The organism is Shewanella sp. A22 (assembly GCF_053850585.1).
Genome location: NZ_JBSQBN010000058.1, coordinates 1 through 18,968, shown reverse-complemented (window position 1 = coordinate 18,968; position 18,968 = coordinate 1). Strand labels below are relative to the sequence as shown.

The following is an 18,968-nucleotide window of genomic DNA, read 5'->3' as shown; positions in this document are numbered from 1 at the left end:
CTTATAAATGCCACATTTTTGTCATGCTTTTTGAACCTTGTTGTCATATTTGGTGCTTATCCTCATTTGCGAATAATTATACCTATAGACCTATTTTAGATCCGTTAATTTGTGAGCACATTTAAGGAAAACTTATGAGCAAGGCGACATTTGATCCAACTCGTTTTAACAACAGCAAAAATACCCCTTTCAATGAAGTGATGGATAACCATCTATCACGTCGTAATTTTGTTAAGCGTGGCCTAGGGCTTAGTGCGATGACAGCGTTTGGCGGATTCGGATTAAGCGCTTGTGGTTCTGATAATGATACCGCTGCAGAAACGCCAATAACACCGCCTACAACGACTACGCCAACAGCACCCACAACGAGTTCTGCTGTATTAGGTTTTGAGTCAATTGCCGGTTCTAAAACCGATGCTGTGGCGATTCCTGCTGGATATTCCGCTTATGTTTTAGCACCTTGGGGAACCCCCTTAAATTCGAAAGCTGCGGCATGGAAAGCCGATGGCAGCAATACTGCTATCGATCAGGAAAACTCAGTAGGAATGCACCATGATGGTATGCACTTCTTCCCGCTGAATGATTCGGCAGATGATGGCTTATTGTGTATTAACCACGAATACATTGACCAAAACGCTTTACACCCAACAGGCCCAACCTATGACGCTGATGGAAAGCGCAATGTTATTGATGAAATCCGTAAAGAAATCAACGCACACGGTATTTCAGTTGTGCGTATTAAATTAGTTTCTGGACTATGGCAAGTTGTCGAAAACGACAGTCATAACCGTCGTTTTACCGGTGCAACAGTGATGGATATTGCAGGCCCTTTAGCGTATAGCTCATACTTGGAAACGCGTTACTCGCCAGATGGGAGCCAAGCACGTGGCACCTTAAATAACTGCGGTAATGGATATACACCTTGGGGCACTTATCTAACGTGTGAAGAAAACTGGCCGGGTTACTTTGTCAATAAAGGCACTTTAACAGAGGAGCAAGCCCGCATTGGAATTTCGACTTCTGACACTCGTTACGGTTGGACCCATCTTGCAGGTAATGACGATGAGCGGTTAGACGAATTTGCCCGTTTTGATGTAACGCCAACTGGTTCAAGTGCTGCTAACGATTACCGTAACGAAGCTAATGGCCACGGTTATATTGTTGAAATTGATCCATATAATCCCAACTCGCGCGCCATTAAGCGTACTGCATTAGGTCGCTTCCGCCACGAGGGGTGCGCCTTTGGTAAACTTGAAGCAGGTAAACCAATTACATTTTATTCAGGCCATGATTCACGTTTTGAATACCTGTATAAATATGTTTCAGATGCCGTATGGGATCCTGCTGATGCTAATAGCACTAATCGTTTAACCGTTGGTGATAAGTACATGAATGCAGGAACGTTATATGCAGCAAAATTCAGTGAAGACGGTGTGGGTGAATGGTTACCATTAACATTAGATGGCGTGACAACTGAAGGTAAAACATTAGCAGATACCTTTGACTCACAAGCCGCGATTATATTAAATACTGCTGGCGCTGCAGACTTAGTGGGTGCAACACCCATGGATCGTCCAGAGTGGACAACCGTTGATCCATTTACAGGTACTGTATACCTAACGTTAACCAACAACAGTAAACGTACCGACAGCACCAACCCTGCTAACCCACGTTTAAATAACAATTTTGGTCATATTATCCGTTGGGATGAAGGTGATGCAGCAACTGAATTTAACTGGGATATCTTTATATTTGGTTCACCTGCAGATGGTGATGCTGAAACAAATTTATCAGGCTTAACTGACTTAAACCAGTTTGCGAGTCCAGACGGTTTAGCCTTCGATCAACGTGGTATTTTGTGGGTGCAAACCGACAATGGAGCCTCTGAAGTCACCGAAGAAACCAATGACCAAATGTTGGCGATTGTACCATCAACAATGGTGGATGCAGACGGTAACCAACAAGTCGTCACGGCTGAAAATCAAACTCAGCTTAAGCGTTTCTTTGTGGGTCCTAACGGCTGTGAAGTGACTGGTTTTGCCATGTCTCCAGATTACACCACCATTTTTGCTAATATACAGCATCCTGGCAATTGGCCATACTCAGATAGAGCGGACGAAGAAACACCGGCAGGCACAACAGTTCGTCCACGAGCTGCCACAGTGATGATCCGTAAAGATGACGGCGGTGAAATCGGTGTTTAATAACAGTCGTTATCTCTAGACATTATGACCCTTTGCGTTAGTCTTTTGTTTCGGCTTTAAACATCTTCATCAACCCTGATAGACTTGTTTTATCAGGGTTTTATTTTTAAAAGATTGATATTATTATGAATAATTTATTTATAAAATAAGGACAGCCATGCTAAATGGAATTCATCATGTTGCTATTATCTGTGCCGATTATCCTCGTTCAAAAGCATTTTATACGCAGGTGCTAGGGTTAACGATAATTGCTGAACATTATCGCCAAACTCGTGACTCTTATAAACTCGACTTAGTCTTACCTGATGGCAGTCAAATTGAGCTCTTTTCTTTTAATGGTGCGCCGGCTAGACCGAGTTACCCTGAAGCACAAGGCTTGCGGCATTTAGCGTTTCGCGTTAATGATATCGATGTTGTCGTGGCTCATTTACAGCAGCACAATATCTCGGTCGAGCCAGTTCGTATTGATGAGTATACCGGCAAGCAATACACCTTTTTTAGCGATCCAGACGGCCTACCGTTGGAGCTTTATCAAACTGGCTAACCTGAGCCATAGACCATAGACTTTGCGATATGGTAATCAATCATTGTGAGATGCCATAAGCGACAACCTCGGGTCAGTAAAAAATACCTATTCGGTATGACATTGATAACTGTCGTAGTTCCTCCTTCCTTAATTAACCGTTTTTCATAACGATAAAGTTAAGTATTGCCACTTATTTATATAGATCCCCATGTCACGAAAACAACCAATACTTTTGCTAATGATAACGATTTGTGTTTGCGTTGTTTGTTTCATTTATGTAAAGTGCATCACATAAATAGAGTTTAATTAACACTTACATTAACAATAGGATGATGTTAGGCATGAAATCGAATAATTACGGTAAATTGTCATTAGGTGCTCAGGCTGTTGCAGCTGCATTGGTATTTAGCAGCCCAGCGTTATATGCGGAAGACGCTAAAAAGGAAACATGCGACAAGGATTTATTGGCTAAATGTAAACCGGCGCAAACAGAAGAATCAATGGAGCGTATTCGCGTTCACGGTGTACAAAACTCGGTTTACATGTTCAACAATTCAGCAGATAAACGCCGTATGGCAGCACTTGTGGATACCCCTCAAGTGATTACTGTATTAACGCAAGACCAAATTCAAGAGTCGGGCAATACTGACTTAAAAGACATTTTGTCAGCCCAAGCGGGTGTGACCTTAGGTACGGGTGAAAACGGTAACGCTTTTGGTGACCGTTATATTATTCGTGGACACGAAGCTCGCAGTGACGTATTTGTTGATGGCTTGCGTGATCCTGGCATGACCACACGTGAAAGTTTTGCCACAGAACGTGTAGAAATAACCAAAGGTCCAAGTTCTACTTTTGCTGGCCGTGGTTCATCGGGCGGTGCAATTAACAGTGTTACTAAAAAAGCGTCTGTAGCGTATGACTTTGGCCGTGTCGATTTAGGCATTGGTACAGACGACCATAGCCGAATCACAGTCGATTATAACTTACCGTTATCTGAAAAAGTGGCCGTACGTCTTAATGCGTTGACCGCAGAAGAAGACAAGCCTGGCCGCGAAGGCACCAGCAGTAAACGCCAAGGGGTGCAGTTGTCTGGGGTGTATGAAACAACCGACGCACTGACTTTTACCGCTGACGTTTATCACCTAAATGCCGAAGATGTACCCGACTTAGGCAGCTATTTTGACCGAGATACACGTAAACCACTCGAAGATATTCCTGTGTATGCACAAGACGGTGATTTTTTAGATTCTGAAGTGACAACCTTTACGTTGCGTACAGATTACGAGTTAAATGACAGCATTACCTTATATAACGCGACCCGTGTAGGGCATACCGAAAATGGTTACATTACTACAGGTATGAGCGGTTCCACTCGAGCTGACACAGATGCAACCGCTCCAGGGGCTAAAACGTTAACATTAAGCACCCACCAAGGTAACCAAGACGTTGATTACTTTAGTACTCAGTTCAATTTATTCTGGAATACTGAAATACTGGGCTTTAGCAATAAGCTGGTTTTTGGTCTGGAATACACTGATGAAAACGTCGATAACGGTGTGTATTCAAAAGCAGATGGTTATGTTGAAAATTACAATTGTTCAACTAATGGTCGCCGGGGTGTCTCTGAGTCCTACTGTATTTTAGACGGTAATGGCAATGCCATTGATAATGTTAATCAACTAGTGTCACGAGACTATGTTGATGGCGGATCTGATGCTATTTACGACATTCAAACCGTGTCGGCATACATGATGGACACTGTTGAACTGACTGAGCAGTTGTCATTATTTTACGGCCTTCGACTCGATAGCTTTGACTACAGTAATGACACGACGGGTAATAGCGGTGAAGTAGATTATGCTTACTCAGACACCATGTATAACTACAATTTTGGTCTGGTCTATGACCTGTCTGAAGATGCTAATATTTATGCTAACTACAGTACCGCAACTAACATCAATGGCGGCGAGTCTGACCTAGGCGGAAACTGTGGATATGGCGGTGTGTGTGGTACGCCTGATCAAGCACAAGAAGCCGATGCAGAAATCGTTGAAAACTTCGAGCTTGGTACCAAGTGGATGTTATTTGATGACAAAATGATGTTCTCTGCATCTATTTTCCAAATCACCAAAAGTGATGTAATGGAAAGCATTGGTGAAGATGACTATTCAATCATTGGTACATTAAACACGGGTAAAAACCGCGTTAAAGGGATTGAATTTGGCATGGTCGGTAATATTACCGACAAACTAAGCGTACAATTTTCAGCAGCTAAAATGGACTCAGAAGTGTTGGAGTCTCATGAGGCGAGCAATATTGGCTTAGCGTTGAGTAACTTTGCCGATGAAAGTGCATACCTACAATTGCGTTACCAATTGACTGAGTCATTTGTGTTTGGTGGGAGTTATACTTACCAAAGCGAAATGTATGGCGGACAACCAGATACTGCAGCGGGTTACGACAGTACCAATAATCGTTACAGTATTGTCGTGCCTGATTACCAAGTAGTTGATTTATTTGCTAGCTACAATGCTACAGAAGCCTTAACTTTCCGCATTAATGTTGGTAACGTAATGAATGAAGAGTATTGGACAGCAGCATATCGTTCAGGCTCGTTCATGTACTTAGGTGATGCAAGAAACTCAAGATTGTCTATGACATACGAGTTTTAATGTAGTTAACCTCAGCTCTAGATAATGAAATAGGCCAAATTTTGCGATTTGGCCTATTTATTAATTAACATGTTAGGAAATTGCTATGGTTGTGATTGAAAAAATCCTTTCTAAACAAGATGTCAATGCTTATCGTCAGCAGCTAGCAGAATGTCCATGGAGCGATGGCCGTAAAACCGCAATGGGTATGGCTGCCTCAGTTAAAAATAACAATCAAGCAGATGCTCAAGATACCAATGTGCAGCAACTTGCTAATCAACTGTTGGCGCGTATTGGCGAGACACCTAAAATCGTATCTGCCGCATTACCCAATAAGATATTCCCGCCGTGCTTTAATCGCTACAGCGAAACCGAAGAGTACGGCTACCATGTCGATGCCGCCATTATGCGGATCCCTAATACATCAGAAGTGATCCGTAGTGATGTTTCAATGACGGTTTTTTTAAGTGAGCCCGAAGAGTACGAAGGTGGTGAACTTGTAATTGCAACTGAGTTTGGTCAACAACACATTAAATTACCTGCAGGTTACGCCGTGGTGTATCCGTCAAGTAGTTTACATAAAGTGACAGCTGTAACCCGTGGACAACGCGTTGCTGCAATTACGTGGATGCAGAGTATGGTGGCAGATGTTACCTTGCGCCAAACCTTATATCAGCTTGATCAAAGTATTCAAAATCTGATCAAAGCCAATAACACCGATCGTGCTGAATTAGATAACTTACACAATGTGTATCATAACCTGATACGCCAATTTACCCAGTTATAATCGGTGTCATTAGGGTAACATCTCGCTGGATATTATCACCTAATGACATGGTCTCAGGTGATTAATTGACGGTCATTTGGCCTGTGTAAAGTACAAAATTACGTAACAGTATGACGCCCAATAAACTTAAACACGCGGTACCGGCAACGTAGGAAAACTTACGTTTTGACGTGGCATTCATAAATAAATTCATTGCTAATGGGGCTGACAACCCTAACCCCATAATACCAAACCAGAATATCCAGCCCCACACTCCTTCTCCAATGGCAGTAAATGCTGCGATTTTACTTTGACCACCACTCAGTACTAACCCCATAAAGAAGGTAAAAAGAAGAACAATTTCGCCTAAAATGAGCGGAATTTCGACTCTATGGATAAACCGGACTTCCTTGCCATTAGGGCTGCCTTTTAGTAATACACCACCCAATAATGATGCAGCGGCACCAGAAGACAAGCCAGAGGCTAAAAACAGCAAAGGTAGCACAGGATTATTTAACATAGGGAAGCGGGGTTGGGCCGATAATAAAAATCCTGTGTAGGCTCCTAATGACACTGAAAATATGATCAAAAAACCAGTTATGCCTGCTTCATAAGGCACGAGTATATTGGTGAATTTACAAACAAACGGTAAGCGGTTTTGACACCAATTATTGATGGGTTCACGAAAGATGATAACAATCCATGCATACATAAAAATCTGATAAATCATTAAAATAATCACGCCCATAGACATGACTGACGTGGGGTTATAAAACAGTAATATTTTCCAAAACTCCCAAGGTTTAGTTAAGTCAAATACTAAGATCCCTAACCCTGCTAACACGGCAATAGCGGCAACAATACACGCAGCTTGTATAAATCCAGACTGATAAGCCTTCTCTTTAAGACAAAAATGTTTGATTAAAACAGCAAAAAACATCGCGCCTGCAGATGCCCCTGCAAGAAATAGGTATATGGCAATGGGCCAGTGCCAAACCAAAGTGTCAAAATGAAAAGCACTCATAATATTATCTCCCCTTGTTTAGCCTTAATACGGAATAATTTAGAACGGGTGCCTAGGGCTTGTTTAGTGTGCTGAGTTGGATTGGCTTTTAGAAGTGCAACCAGTTCTGATTCGGGATCTTTAAGATTGCCAAATACCAGTGCTTTTGTTGGGCATGCTTCCACACAAGCAGGCTGTTTTCCCTGTTTAAGGTTGGTTTCACGGCAAAAGTCACATTTGTCGGCAGCCTTGGTCACGGGGTTGATAAAACGAACGTCATAAGGACAGGCAAAAATACAATATTGGCAACCTACACATTTATCTGCGTCAACCGAAACAATCCCAGTGTTCTTATCGATAAAAGCAGCACCTGTTGGACACACTTTTACGCAAGGTGCATCTTCGCAATGCTCGCAAGAGTGGCGCGAAAAGTGGTAATACTGGTTGGGGTATTCGCCATATGGTCCCGATTTATCAATACTGAGCCTAGTAACACCCTCAGGTACATGATTTACTTCTCGGCACGCTTCAACACAGGCATTGCAACCAATACACTTAGTCTCATCATGCAATATGGCATATTTAGTTTGCTGAGATATTGTATCTGTATCTGTATCTGTATCTGTATCTGTATCTGTATCTGTATCTGTATCGGCATTGGCATCATTGCGACTGAGTGGATATACCGACACGCTAGCAAACAATGCGCAGGTGCTTTTAAGAAAATGTCTTCTTGAATTTTCCATGATTGGTTACCTCTGCACCGTGTGGCAATTTCGACACACATTACTGCGTTGTTTTGCATGTAAGCCCATTATTGGATCTAAATGGGGATGCAATTTATGACAAGATGTACAACTCACTTTTTGTGCGTGTACGTTGTGAGTCCACTCAGACTTGGCCAACTTTTGAGGCACATGACATTTAAGACACACGTTATTTTTAGCAGCAGTTGTTATGTCACTTTCAGAAGAGAACACCATTAAATCATTGGGTTTTTTAGGATGATTTCCTTGGTCACCATGACATGAGCTACAACTCATTTTTAGCTGGTCTTGAGCATGATGCCCTTGCATTGTCCCATTTCGTTTATGGCATCTCATGCATGGGTCATTATTAATTTGCTCAGTAGCGTTAGCGCTATTTGCTCCCTGACTAATAAGCGTAAACGATAATAAGCCTACACTTAACATCAGTAGCCAGTTATTCCGGGACATATTCAGTCCTCTCTACAATTTTTGATTAGTATGAAAAATCGGGTGAAAACGAGTTGTCGCCACCCGATAGGGTCTTCAAGCAGGTAGAGATAGTTTTAACATTTGCATGTCGTAAGGTTTGCCCCGAACAATTTCAATTAACTTAATATTGAATTTTTCGAACAAACTTTTCGCGTTAGCGTCATCTTGCTGACTAAAATCAGAGATAACCAATTTCACTTCAGATGAGTCGTGGTCAATTACTACATAATCGAGGCGAGTATGATTTTCGGCTGCAGTTTGAGCATCCATTTCAAACACGGTATCGATTGGGACGTTACAACAAACGTCATATTTTCCACCAACCATCGTTCTGAGAGATTTTAAAAAGTTAAAACTTTGGCTATCAAAAAGCGTTTTTTTAAATTTAATTGAGTGGTCCTCTGTATCGGGTTTGAAGAACTTTATACAAGTCATAATAAAAACAACTAATATAAACGGAACAACAATAAACAGCACTGAATACACAAATGCATAACTTAGAAAGACTGAAGTGATCATATAACCCTCCAAAAACTCATTGTTTTATTATTTATTTATACGCCATCGACGTACAATTAATATTATGCTTATATTTATGATTTTAATTGATCGTAATCAATTTATTGAGGTGGTTTTAATTATTTTACGGTAGTTATGATTCAGGTCTTATTATGGTTTTCAATGTTTTTTATTACTGTTCATAAAGTTGATGTAAGTTTTATATTACATGTTTAAATTACGTTTAATAATTTAAATAAATAGATAAGTGAGAAATTAGAAATTCAATTATGTAAAAACCAATTTTTACAATTTGGAATTCCAGTATATGAAATTTGCTTTGGGTTTTAAGAAATACCAACCCGACACGAGCCTTTTTATAAAATATGTTGTTTTAAATAATTCATTTCTATGATCTGGAATAACTAATCATTGAAAACTGAAAATAACAATATGAACTTGATGTAAAAACGTTAGAATGTTACAGCGTATACCTATAAAGGAGTATCTAAGATGAAACCAATTGACTTAGATAAATTAGATTTATTAACACTTTCTATATTAGTTAGTCTTTACGAAAATAAATCAGCAACTCACGTTTCTAGAATATTAGATATACCAGCTTCAAAGATAAGTCGTTGTTTACATACGGCAAGATTGATATTTGGAGATGAACTTTTTATCAGACGAAAATACGGCTTGGTGCCAAATGATTACGCAGGTAAAATTTATCCTATTGCAAAGGACATTGTGGAATGTGCTAAAAACTTCAATAGATTAAATAATGAAGAGTCGTTACAGGGCAGGTATTTTGAATTAGTCATTCCAGGAATGATAACTCATGCCTATCCACGCTCATTAATGCATGCAATTAAACAGCATCATAAAAATATCCATATAAATATTAGTAACTGGAATAGCCATTCCCTAGAAAATGTCGTTCACGACCCAAATTGTATTGTGATGTGTTGTTGCAAAAGCCCTGAAGAAATCCATTGCTTTGATCAAAGCTTGCAAGTCGAAGTGCTGGCAACAATGAACCGACAGTACTTATTAAGCTGCAAGAAACACCCCATCTTAAAGCAAGAGATCACCATGGAAAGCATTGCAGCATATCCCTACATTAATACTCTTGTCGGTCTCCAATTGCCTACGCTTAACCCATTTCAGGAGTATTGTAAGTTTAAGGATTTGTCTCTAAATACTGAGATGACCATTACCAGTGTGTCTTCTTTATTTGATTACCTTTCAGATTGTGAGTCGCTGGCATTAACACCTTATAAATCGGTTTACGACATGCTGGATGATGATTCAGGTTTACATGCCTGCCAGCTATCTGAGTATGAATGCAATCGCCTTTTTGAAGTTGTAGAACCACTAAAGTTAATGTTGGTCACTCACCCTGATGCAGATAATGATGAAACAATGTGGCTTAAAAAACAACTTCGAGAGTTAACTTATGAACTTGTTTAGAGAATAGTCAGTGACTTGTATTCGCATTTGCATAATAACGGAATGATAAAAATAATCGTTTATTTTCAATAAATGAAAATAAGGTTTAGTTAATCGGACATTGAATTATTCAGTGTTGTAAAAATAAAATCTGTCAATAATGATGTAACATCTACCTAAGTCATTTACTGTTCCCTTTTTTCTGTGTAGAACATAATTATTAAGCCATTTCAAAAATAGTATTCTCTATAGCTTATTTCTTTGTTTCAATCGATTAGTCATTTTATTAACTGAGTTAATATAAATACCATTATTTAAATGACACGTCATCGTTATCTCCTTGTGTAAAAATCGTGTTTGATGATAAGTTTTAAAGGGCTTTATTAGCATATTCACGTTAAGCTAATCTTCTTGTCATTTAGCGCGTTAGCGTAATAAGTGCAACATAAGGAGATGATGTGACCACAACCGAATTGACCAATACCACTAGAACAAAATCATTGTTAATAGGAGCACTTGCGGTGATGCCATTAACCATTGCGGTGATCCCTTGGGGGATTTTAGCTGGGTCTTTTGCGCTCGAAATTGGTCTCACCGCTGTAGAAAGCCAAGCCATGTCGGCGATTATTTTTGCGGGAAGTGCGCAATTGGTTGCCCTAGGGATGATAAAAGCGGGTATTGGTATCGGCAGTATTTTAATCACCACTTTATTGATTACTTCTCGGCATTTACTGTATGCCATGGCCATGAGAACGCACATTAGCCCACTACCGCTTAAATGGCGTTTAGGATTAGGCTTTTTACTCACTGACGAACTTTTTGCTATAGCCAATCAGGCTCATAAAAGCGATATGCCTGCTCAACATCAGTTTGATCGCTGGTACGCTTTGGGTGGTGGGTTAACTTTTTATATCGGTTGGAATATTGCTACTTTGCTCGGTATTGTCGCAGGGCAATCTATCGACAATTTAGGCGAACTTGGGCTCGATTTTGCTATTGCCGCCACCTTTATCGCCATTGTGGTACCTACAATAAAAAAACCATCCATTTTAGTGTGCGTTTTGGTGTCGCTAACGTTAGCTGTAGTGTGTGCCGTATTTGCCATTCAAGCAGGACTATTAATTGCAGCCATATCGGGCATGGCTGCAGGTATGACTTATGCGAAACTCACTAACGAAGGGCGTGAGGTTTCGGATGTTTTTTCAGCACCCAAAGAGGATGATGTATGATTTGGCTCATTATTTTATCCATGGCAGTGGTGGTGTTTGTCAGTAGGCACTTACTATTAGAACCTAAAATTCCCATTCGCCTGAGCAAGAATACCTTAACCTTTTTAAGTTATTCAGCTCCCGCAGTATTAACGGCCATATTGGCCCCCATCGTGTTTGTGCCCGAAGGAAACCTGGCTATTAGCGTGCATAATCCTTATTTAACCTGTGCGCTAGTGGCCACAGTGTTAGCTTATGCCACTCGCAATACCTTGCTCACCACAGTATTGAGTATGGGATTGTTTTTTATTTTATATTAGGCAATCAATTCTCGGTCATTGTTAACTGACATTCTGTTACGCAATAGATTAGAATAACCGCCATATTTCGGAATATGTAGAGTTGAGTATGCACGTACACATTTTAGGCATTTGTGGCACATTTATGGGCGGATTAGCCCTGCTTGCGCGAGCAATGGGCCACAAAGTAACCGGCAGCGATGCCAACGTTTACCCGCCGATGAGCACCCAGCTTGAGCAACAAGGTATTGAGCTAATCCAAGGTTTTGATCCTATCCAATTAGGCAAAGAAGGTGACAATCAGCCTGATTTAGTGGTGATTGGTAATGCCATGAGCCGTGGTAATCCGTGTGTTGAAGCTGTTTTAAACCGAGGCATGAAATACACCTCGGGACCGCAGTTTTTGTCTGAACATATTTTGCCCAATCGTTGGGTGTTGGCGGTTTCTGGCACTCACGGAAAAACCTCTACTTCCAGTATGTTGGCATGGATTTTAGAATATTGCGGTTACGAACCTAGTTTTTTAATTGGTGGCGTACCACAAAATTTTGGCGTGTCGGCACGTTTAGGTAACTCACCATTTTTTGTCGTTGAAGCCGACGAATACGATAGCGCTTTTTTTGACAAACGATCTAAGTTTGTCCATTACCACCCGCGCACTTTGGTGATCAATAATTTAGAATTTGATCATGCCGATATATTTGCCGACTTAGCAGCTATTCAGCGTCAATTTAATCATGTTATCCGCACTGTGCCCGGTGAGGGTAAGGTTATTTGGCCTCGCGACGTTGAAGCTGTACAGCAAGTCATTAAGATGGGCTGCTGGAGCGAACAAGAGGTCTATTCTACATCTACAACTGTTAATAAAGATGAACCAAGCGCTTGGCAGTCGCGTACTATTGCAGGTGATGGGCACGAGTTTGAAGTGTTGTATAAAGGTGAGCCACAAGGTGTTGTAAACTGGGGCTTGATTGGGCAGCATAATATCGAAAATGCGATAATGGCTATTGCCGCCGCTCGTCATATTGGCGTTGCACCACATCATGCTATTGAGGCTTTGGCGCAATTTAGTCCACCAAAACGTCGTTTAGAGCTATTGGCAACGGTCAATGGTGTGTCTGTATATGACGATTTTGCTCATCATCCAACCGCCATTGCCACCACCTTACAAGGGCTGCGGGCAAAAGTTGGAAAAGGCAAAATTATTGTAGTGTTAGAGCCTCGGTCAAACACCATGAAAAGTGGTGTCCATAAAGATACGTTAGCTCATTCAATGGCATTAGCAGACGTAGGTTATTTATTTCAAGCAGATAATATTGGTTGGGATATTAATGCCAGTATGGTCAATGCGCCCATCCCTGTGACCGTTTATCGCGACATTGAAGACATTATTACTGCCGTAGCCAGCAATGTTAAACAAGGTGATACGGTAGTGATTATGAGTAATGGTGGCTTTAATGGTATTCACCAAAAAATCATTCAGGCTATCGCGTAACGGCCATAGTTAATAGAGGATAAAAGATGGCCTACGCCAAAAAAGCCAAAGCAATTAGCCTAGCGTGGACCGGAGCGTCTGGCGCACCTTATGGTGTAAAGCTGCTGGAGTGTTTACTGGCTGCCGATTACCAAGTGTTTTTAATGATATCTAGCGCTGCGCGAGTGGTACTCGCCACCGAACATGGCCTACAGCTAAGTGCTAACCCTGAAAAAGCCAAAGCACAATTATTACAGCAGCTTGAAAGTGCTGAGACACAGTGTAAAGGCGAGTTAGTGGTATTAGGTAAAGATGAATGGTTTTCACCGCCTGCGTCTGGTAGTGCAGCACCAAAACAAATGGTTATTTGCCCATGTTCAACGGGCACATTAGCCGCTGTTGCAACTGGGATGAGCAATAATCTGCTCGAAAGAGCAGCTGACGTGGTATTAAAAGAACGGGGGCAATTGATTCTGGTTCCGCGTGAAACTCCTTTTAGCGCCATACACTTAGAGCATATGTTAAGCCTAACACGTAACGGTGCGACCATCATGCCTGCAGCGCCAGGCTTTTATCATAATCCCCAATCGGTAGAAGATCTGGTAAACTTCATGGTTTCCCGAATACTTGACCATTTGGGCATTGAGCACGACCTAACGAGTCGCTGGGGATACGGACATACTCAGCCAAACGACATCGACAATTGAGATATTTATGAAGCACACCATTGAAATGATGATTTCTGAACAAGAAATCAATAAAACTCTAGACCAGTTAGCTGCGCGTATTAACGAGCATTATGCTCACAGCGAGCGCTTATTAATGGTTGGCCTGTTAAAAGGTTCAGTCGTGTTTATGGCCGATTTGTGCCGCCGAATTAAAGGCCATGTCGAAATCGATTTTATGTCTGTTTCGAGCTACGGTAATAGCATGAACAGCTCACGCGATGTTAAAGTATTAAAAGATGTGCAGTCAGATATTGCTGGTCGTGATGTATTAATTGTTGAAGACTTAATCGACTCAGGCAACACTTTAAATAAAGTGCGCGAAATGTTATTACTGCGTGACCCAAAAAGCTTAACGCTATGCACATTATTAGATAAACCAGAGCGCCGCGAAGTTGAAGTACCTGTCGACTTTATTGGTATCACCATTCCCGACGAGTTTATCGTAGGCTATGGTATCGATTATGCTGAGCAGTATCGAAACCTGCCATACATAGCGAAAGTTGTGCCACTAGATTAAACAAACATCATTTTATAAACTCCCACCGATGTGGGAGTTTTTTTTCATTGTAAGTTGAGGATTTCAATATGGCCGATAACGCCAATGCATTGGTGATCGATAACCTTAAAAAAACCTATAAAGGCGGCGTACAAGCTGTTAAGTCAATCAGTTTGACGGTAAAGCAAGGTGACTTTTTTGCATTGCTTGGCCCTAATGGTGCGGGTAAATCAACCACCATTGGTATTATCAGTTCGCTGGTTCAAAAAACATCAGGCTCAGTATCTGTGTTTGGTTATGATATCGATAAACAACTTGAACAAGCCAAATTGTGTATTGGGTTAGTGCCGCAAGAATTCAACTTCAACCAGTTTGAAACCGTGCAACAAATTGTCATAAATCAAGCAGGTTACTACGGCGTGCCAAAAGATGTTGCGTTGGTCCGTGCAGAAAAATACCTTACCCAACTCGATTTATGGCAAAAGCGCCACGCCCAAGCCCGGGAACTGTCTGGCGGCATGAAACGCCGTTTAATGATTGCCCGCGCATTAATGCATGAGCCTAAATTGTTAATACTAGACGAGCCCACAGCAGGGGTAGACATTGAACTACGCCGTTCAATGTGGGACTTTTTAAAGCAAATTAATAAACAAGGTGTGACCATTATTTTAACCACTCACTACCTTGAAGAGGCCGAAATGCTGTGTCGCACCATTGGTATTATCGACATGGGTTTGCTGGTGGAATGCACCACCATGAAGACATTGTTAAGTAAGCTTGATGTGGAAACCTTTATTTTAGATTTACGCCATGACCTGACAGTAGCGCCGCAATTACCTAAAATGAATTGCCGCTTAACAGACGAGCATACATTAGAAGTCGACGTGGCTAAATCGCATAATATTAATGAGTTGTTTGCTCAGTTGAGTACCGCCAATATAGAGGTACTGTCGATGCGTAATAAAGCCAACCGCTTAGAAGAATTATTTGTTGAGCTTGTTGAAAAAGCCAAGGAGTCAAAATAATGAATCGCCTGTATTTTGTGGCTTTTAAAAGCATTTTAACCAAAGAAATTAATCGTTTTACTCGCATTTGGATTCAAACACTAGTACCGCCAGCTATTACCATGACGCTATACTTTTTAATTTTTGGTAACTTGGTTGGTAGCCGTATCGGTGAAATGGGCGGCGTAAGCTATATGGAGTTTATCGCCCCCGGTTTAATTATGATGTCGGTGATTACCAACTCGTATTCAAATGTGGCGTCGTCATTTTACAGTGCCAAGTTTCAGCGTAATATTGAAGAAATTATGGTCGCACCTGTACCGCATTATGTATTAATTGCCGGTTACGTCGGCGGCGGTGTCGCCCGAGGGTTGTGCGTTGGTCTAATCGTAACCGTTGTCGCAATGCTTTTTGTGAACATTACTCTGCACCATGTCGGCTTAGTTATACTTACGGTATTTTTAACCTCGGTACTGTTTTCGCTGGGCGGATTAATCAACGCGGTATTTGCCAAAAGCTTTGACGACATTAGTATTATCCCAACGTTTATTTTGACACCTCTAACTTATTTAGGCGGGGTATTTTACTCGTTATCGTTATTACCTGAGTTTTGGCAAGGTGTGTCGGGGTTAAACCCTGTGGTGTACATGATTAACGTATTCCGTTATGGCTTCTTAGGTTTTGCCGACATTAGCGTACCATTATCGATTGCGATTATGATTGGGTTTTGTGTCAGTTTATGGACACTGGCATACTATTTAATATCCCGCGGGATTGGGTTGCGTAGCTAAGTCTGTAGTAGGTAGCCGCTTACCAAGCGATAACGAATAATGTGTGTATAAAGGGCTCAAAAGAGTCCTTTTTTGTGGGTGAAATTTATCTATCCATCGGGCTGGTGGTATGACTAAAACGAGAACCAATAACATGGGTATACAGTTCAGTCGTTTTAAGATCTGAATGGCCTAATAGCTCTTGAACCGTCCGAATATCGGTACCATTTTGCAGTAATTGAGTCGCAAACGTATGTCTAAAGGTATGTGCTTTTACTTGCTTGGGTATTTGGCTCATTAATACTGCTTTGCGTAATTGTTTTCTAAATGTCGTTTCGTGAATATGATGACGACAAATATAGCCGTCATATGGATGTGTACAGCGAGTCGATGACGGAAAAATGTACTGCCAAGATAAATCTTTAGCGGCATTACCATATTTACGCAATAGTGCAGGTGGCAAAGACGCTAACCCATAACCTTCACTTAAATCTTGCTGGTGGCGAGCTTTTACGATGTTAAATTGGTTATCCAAAGAATAGTTTAAGGATTTTGGCAATAATGTATAACGATCTTTTTTACCTTTGCCTCTAAAAATAAATAGCGTATTATTTTGTACGTTCACATCTTTAACCCTTAGCTTTAATGCCTCATTTATGCGTAATCCTCCACCATATAGAAGTGATGCAATTAACCAATATTGGCCCGAAAGATGGCTAATAATGCTTTTAGCCTCGTCGTGGGTTAGTACTGTCGGTATAGATTGTTCCCGCTTAGTCAATGAATAACGTAAATTCGATATATCTCTTAGAATGATATGTTTATACATATAAATGATTGCGCATAAAGCTTGGTTTTGTGTTGCAGCACTAACTTGCCGATTGACTGCTAAATGATTTAAAAAACGCTCAATTTCAGCATTGCCCATGTCTTGAGGATGTTTTTTGTCATTGAAAAGGATAAATTGCTTTATCCAATATAAATATACTTTCTCTGTTTTGATACTGTAACGTCGTGTGCGAAGTTCAGTGCGAATTGACTCGAGAAATGGTGATGTTGACATATCAACTCCTTTTGATTAAAACTGGCAATACAACTGTATATACGTACAGTTATAATTCATTGTTGTAAAAAAGCCAGTTTTGTTCTCGTTATGTAATCACAAAAATTCTCGGTTTTATCTCAAGGACAAACTTAGTTAATTGAATTGGTTGATTTTTGTTCATAAGTCATCTTTGCATAAAGAGACCAAATCGTTCTCGGTTATTAAAATTCTCGGTTTCACCTAGCCAAAAGGGTGATTGATTCATGAAGGGTAAACTGATAAGTTACTAAAATTATTAATAATTAAGGTGTTATTAATGTTGGGTTTGGTGAGCTTCTCAGGATGTTTATCGGAATTCTCGCTAATACGCTGTTATACCTAAACACGGAGTCTCATGAAAGCATCTTTAAAGTCTCAATTATCTCATTTTGATAAAACCGATTTCACCATCGGATCTAAATGGAAGGACGCTATATCTGTATTTTTCTACTGGGCTTTACCTGCGTTTTTAACTGTCTTATTGGTACATAAATTGGCTGAATCAAGAACTGTTGAATACTATCAAGCTGCAATTTCACAAGGGATTGGTCCTGTTTTATGGAACTTTATAGCTGTTTTCGGTTGCGCAATGTTTGGAGTTTCATTCATTTTTAATAAGGTAAAGCTATTTTCTAATATCGCTCAGCAATTGCTTGTTAATGTTTATGCTATAGGATCACTTACCTTTGGACTGTTATTTGGCCAGTTATGTGTATTGACTCCTGCATTGCGTGAACAAGTTGAAGTTTGGAAGTTATTTTTTATTTTCCCTTTAACATCTTTGTTATTACTATTCATCTTATTGCAAAATTTCCTAATGTGGTATTTAAGTAACTTAATCCGTTGGGATGGCTCATTTATAAGTAAGTTATCATTAGTAAGTTTTCTTGGACGTTTTTTTGTCGGGATTTTGTTTAGTAGTACTTTTTTGGTGCTACTATGGATCGAAAAATAGGTATAACAAGTTAATCAACTGGACGTATTACGGTTGTCATCATTTTTGCAAAAGAAAAAGTTGCAAAAATAACACCAACCTACACGCCAGTTATTAAGGCGTTATGCTTCACAAGGAGGTTGCATTTGAATCGCAAACTAGTAATTCTATTTTTAATTAGCTTTCTCCTTTTAGGTTGTGCTACAAAGGAAAGGAAGCCATTCACCGCTAAAGAAAATCAAGAATGGCTCCAACCGATATTAAAGCCTGGATATGTCATGTGGGTTAATGATGGTGAAAATGGCTATCGGTTTGTGCTTATTGAGGCAACAAACGATGGGCTTGTTGGTGAAAATATTTTAATTCCTTATGGTGATGTTAAATATATTTCATGGAAAACTCCCAAGCAAACTGAAGCGCATTGCTCAAAGAATCAGGACGAATGTGAGGCTTATTGGTATTTGGGCAGTATATTAATTTGGCTTCCGTTGTTGCTGTAAGTGAAGCATAACACATATGAGCCTTCCGCCAGTCAATAGGCGAACCTAACTAATTTGACTGCTTTTGCAGTCAAATAAAAATCAACCAACAAATTCATCTACTTCGTCTGTCATTTAGCTGTCAAATCATCGT

Annotated in this window: 19 protein-coding genes; 14 read left to right on the top strand and 5 right to left on the bottom strand. The window is 40.4% G+C overall.

Features of this window, described 5'->3' with window-relative positions; all coding sequences use genetic code 11:
- Window positions 1-134: 134 nt before the first annotated feature.
- The 4 genes from ACWXWT_RS11830 to ACWXWT_RS11815 all read left to right on the top strand — a co-directional run bounded on the left by ACWXWT_RS11830 (window position 135) and on the right by ACWXWT_RS11815 (window position 6,168).
- Entirely contained in the window at window positions 135-2,204 is a 2,070-nt protein-coding gene (locus ACWXWT_RS11830; protein WP_456041787.1) for a PhoX family protein, read from the top strand.
- Window positions 2,205-2,361: 157 nt separating this feature from the next.
- Window positions 2,362-2,748 carry an SMU1112c/YaeR family gloxylase I-like metalloprotein gene (gene gloA2 / locus ACWXWT_RS11825; protein WP_456041786.1) on the top strand — a complete coding sequence of 129 codons (387 nt, stop codon included), beginning with the start codon at window positions 2,362-2,364 and terminating at the stop codon, window positions 2,746-2,748.
- A 323-nt stretch (window positions 2,749-3,071) separates the two neighbouring features.
- Complete coding sequence (locus ACWXWT_RS11820; protein WP_456041785.1) at window positions 3,072-5,402, top strand: TonB-dependent receptor; 2,331 nt, start codon at window positions 3,072-3,074, stop codon at window positions 5,400-5,402.
- Between the two features lie 85 nt (window positions 5,403-5,487).
- Window positions 5,488-6,168, top strand: coding sequence for a Fe2+-dependent dioxygenase (locus tag ACWXWT_RS11815; protein WP_456041784.1), 681 nt, complete (start codon window positions 5,488-5,490; stop codon window positions 6,166-6,168).
- 61 nt (window positions 6,169-6,229) lie between these two features.
- Here ACWXWT_RS11815 and nrfD read toward each other — a convergent pair whose 3' ends face one another.
- The 4 genes from nrfD to ACWXWT_RS11795 form a co-directional block, all read right to left on the bottom strand.
- Window positions 6,230-7,171 carry a cytochrome c nitrite reductase subunit NrfD gene (nrfD, locus tag ACWXWT_RS11810; RefSeq protein WP_456041783.1) on the bottom strand — a complete coding sequence of 314 codons (942 nt, stop codon included), beginning with the start codon at window positions 7,169-7,171 and terminating at the stop codon, window positions 6,230-6,232.
- Window positions 7,168-7,896: a 4Fe-4S dicluster domain-containing protein gene (locus ACWXWT_RS11805; protein ID WP_456041782.1), complete on the bottom strand. Its 729-nt coding sequence runs from the start codon at window positions 7,894-7,896 to the stop codon at window positions 7,168-7,170. The genes nrfD and ACWXWT_RS11805 overlap by 4 nt, the downstream gene beginning before the upstream one ends.
- 6 nt (window positions 7,897-7,902) lie before the next feature.
- Entirely contained in the window at window positions 7,903-8,367 is a 465-nt protein-coding gene (locus tag ACWXWT_RS11800) for a multiheme c-type cytochrome (protein ID WP_456041781.1), read from the bottom strand.
- 75 nt (window positions 8,368-8,442) lie between these two features.
- The gene (locus tag ACWXWT_RS11795) at window positions 8,443-8,907 is read right to left on the bottom strand and encodes a hypothetical protein (protein ID WP_456041780.1); all 465 of its coding nucleotides are present in this window, start codon (window positions 8,905-8,907) and stop codon (window positions 8,443-8,445) included.
- A gap of 492 nt (window positions 8,908-9,399) precedes the next feature.
- Between ACWXWT_RS11795 and ACWXWT_RS11790 the strand changes: the two genes are divergently transcribed.
- The 8 genes from ACWXWT_RS11790 (at window position 9,400) to ACWXWT_RS11755 (ending at window position 16,338) form a co-directional block, all read left to right on the top strand.
- Window positions 9,400-10,359, top strand: coding sequence for a LysR family transcriptional regulator (locus ACWXWT_RS11790; protein ID WP_456041779.1), 960 nt, complete (start codon window positions 9,400-9,402; stop codon window positions 10,357-10,359).
- A 437-nt stretch (window positions 10,360-10,796) separates the two neighbouring features.
- Window positions 10,797-11,567 carry an AzlC family ABC transporter permease gene (locus ACWXWT_RS11785; RefSeq protein ID WP_456041778.1) on the top strand — a complete coding sequence of 257 codons (771 nt, stop codon included), beginning with the start codon at window positions 10,797-10,799 and terminating at the stop codon, window positions 11,565-11,567.
- A complete protein-coding gene (locus ACWXWT_RS11780; protein ID WP_456041777.1) occupies window positions 11,564-11,866 on the top strand; it encodes an AzlD domain-containing protein in 303 nt (100 codons plus the stop codon). Before ACWXWT_RS11785 ends, ACWXWT_RS11780 begins: the two co-directional genes overlap by 4 nt.
- Before the next feature lie 88 nt (window positions 11,867-11,954).
- Window positions 11,955-13,340, top strand: coding sequence for a UDP-N-acetylmuramate:L-alanyl-gamma-D-glutamyl-meso-diaminopimelate ligase (gene mpl / locus ACWXWT_RS11775; protein WP_456041776.1), 1,386 nt, complete (start codon window positions 11,955-11,957; stop codon window positions 13,338-13,340).
- Window positions 13,341-13,366: 26 nt separating this feature from the next.
- On the top strand, window positions 13,367-14,026 hold the full coding sequence (locus tag ACWXWT_RS11770) for a flavin prenyltransferase UbiX (RefSeq protein ID WP_456041775.1): 660 nt from the start codon (window positions 13,367-13,369) through the stop codon (window positions 14,024-14,026).
- A gap of 7 nt (window positions 14,027-14,033) precedes the next feature.
- The gene (gene hpt, locus ACWXWT_RS11765; protein WP_456041774.1) at window positions 14,034-14,564 is read left to right on the top strand and encodes a hypoxanthine phosphoribosyltransferase; all 531 of its coding nucleotides are present in this window, start codon (window positions 14,034-14,036) and stop codon (window positions 14,562-14,564) included.
- A gap of 68 nt (window positions 14,565-14,632) precedes the next feature.
- Window positions 14,633-15,568 carry an ABC transporter ATP-binding protein gene (locus ACWXWT_RS11760; protein WP_456041773.1) on the top strand — a complete coding sequence of 312 codons (936 nt, stop codon included), beginning with the start codon at window positions 14,633-14,635 and terminating at the stop codon, window positions 15,566-15,568.
- Entirely contained in the window at window positions 15,568-16,338 is a 771-nt protein-coding gene (locus tag ACWXWT_RS11755; RefSeq protein WP_456041772.1) for an ABC transporter permease, read from the top strand. Before ACWXWT_RS11760 ends, ACWXWT_RS11755 begins: the two co-directional genes overlap by 1 nt.
- Before the next feature lie 85 nt (window positions 16,339-16,423).
- Here ACWXWT_RS11755 and ACWXWT_RS11750 read toward each other — a convergent pair whose 3' ends face one another.
- Complete coding sequence (locus ACWXWT_RS11750; RefSeq protein WP_456041771.1) at window positions 16,424-17,380, bottom strand: integron integrase; 957 nt, start codon at window positions 17,378-17,380, stop codon at window positions 16,424-16,426.
- A gap of 376 nt (window positions 17,381-17,756) precedes the next feature.
- Between ACWXWT_RS11750 and ACWXWT_RS11745 the strand changes: the two genes are divergently transcribed.
- On the top strand, window positions 17,757-18,356 hold the full coding sequence (locus ACWXWT_RS11745; protein ID WP_456041770.1) for a hypothetical protein: 600 nt from the start codon (window positions 17,757-17,759) through the stop codon (window positions 18,354-18,356).
- Window positions 18,357-18,481: 125 nt separating this feature from the next.
- On the top strand, window positions 18,482-18,835 hold the full coding sequence (locus tag ACWXWT_RS11740; RefSeq protein WP_456041769.1) for a hypothetical protein: 354 nt from the start codon (window positions 18,482-18,484) through the stop codon (window positions 18,833-18,835).
- Window positions 18,836-18,968: the final 133 nt, after the last annotated feature.

Bases quoted from the DNA above. Each gene is read 5' to 3' on its own strand.
- mpl (WP_456041776.1), top strand. From the start codon at position 11,955: ATGCACGTACACATTTTAGGCATTTGTGGCACATTTATGGGCGGATTA.
- ACWXWT_RS11760 (WP_456041773.1), top strand. From the start codon at position 14,633: ATGGCCGATAACGCCAATGCATTGGTGATCGATAACCTTAAAAAAACC.
- hpt (WP_456041774.1), top strand. From the start codon at position 14,034: ATGAAGCACACCATTGAAATGATGATTTCTGAACAAGAAATCAATAAA.
- ACWXWT_RS11745 (WP_456041770.1), top strand. From the start codon at position 17,757: ATGAAAGCATCTTTAAAGTCTCAATTATCTCATTTTGATAAAACCGAT.
- ACWXWT_RS11755 (WP_456041772.1), top strand. From the start codon at position 15,568: ATGAATCGCCTGTATTTTGTGGCTTTTAAAAGCATTTTAACCAAAGAA.
- ACWXWT_RS11820 (WP_456041785.1), top strand. From the start codon at position 3,072: ATGAAATCGAATAATTACGGTAAATTGTCATTAGGTGCTCAGGCTGTT.
- ACWXWT_RS11750 (WP_456041771.1), bottom strand. From the start codon at position 17,380: ATGTCAACATCACCATTTCTCGAGTCAATTCGCACTGAACTTCGCACA.
- ACWXWT_RS11790 (WP_456041779.1), top strand. From the start codon at position 9,400: ATGAAACCAATTGACTTAGATAAATTAGATTTATTAACACTTTCTATA.
- gloA2 (WP_456041786.1), top strand. From the start codon at position 2,362: ATGCTAAATGGAATTCATCATGTTGCTATTATCTGTGCCGATTATCCT.
- ACWXWT_RS11815 (WP_456041784.1), top strand. From the start codon at position 5,488: ATGGTTGTGATTGAAAAAATCCTTTCTAAACAAGATGTCAATGCTTAT.
- ACWXWT_RS11770 (WP_456041775.1), top strand. From the start codon at position 13,367: ATGGCCTACGCCAAAAAAGCCAAAGCAATTAGCCTAGCGTGGACCGGA.
- ACWXWT_RS11805 (WP_456041782.1), bottom strand. From the start codon at position 7,896: ATGGAAAATTCAAGAAGACATTTTCTTAAAAGCACCTGCGCATTGTTT.
- ACWXWT_RS11795 (WP_456041780.1), bottom strand. From the start codon at position 8,907: ATGATCACTTCAGTCTTTCTAAGTTATGCATTTGTGTATTCAGTGCTG.
- ACWXWT_RS11830 (WP_456041787.1), top strand. From the start codon at position 135: ATGAGCAAGGCGACATTTGATCCAACTCGTTTTAACAACAGCAAAAAT.
- ACWXWT_RS11780 (WP_456041777.1), top strand. From the start codon at position 11,564: ATGATTTGGCTCATTATTTTATCCATGGCAGTGGTGGTGTTTGTCAGT.
- nrfD (WP_456041783.1), bottom strand. From the start codon at position 7,171: ATGAGTGCTTTTCATTTTGACACTTTGGTTTGGCACTGGCCCATTGCC.
- ACWXWT_RS11800 (WP_456041781.1), bottom strand. From the start codon at position 8,367: ATGTCCCGGAATAACTGGCTACTGATGTTAAGTGTAGGCTTATTATCG.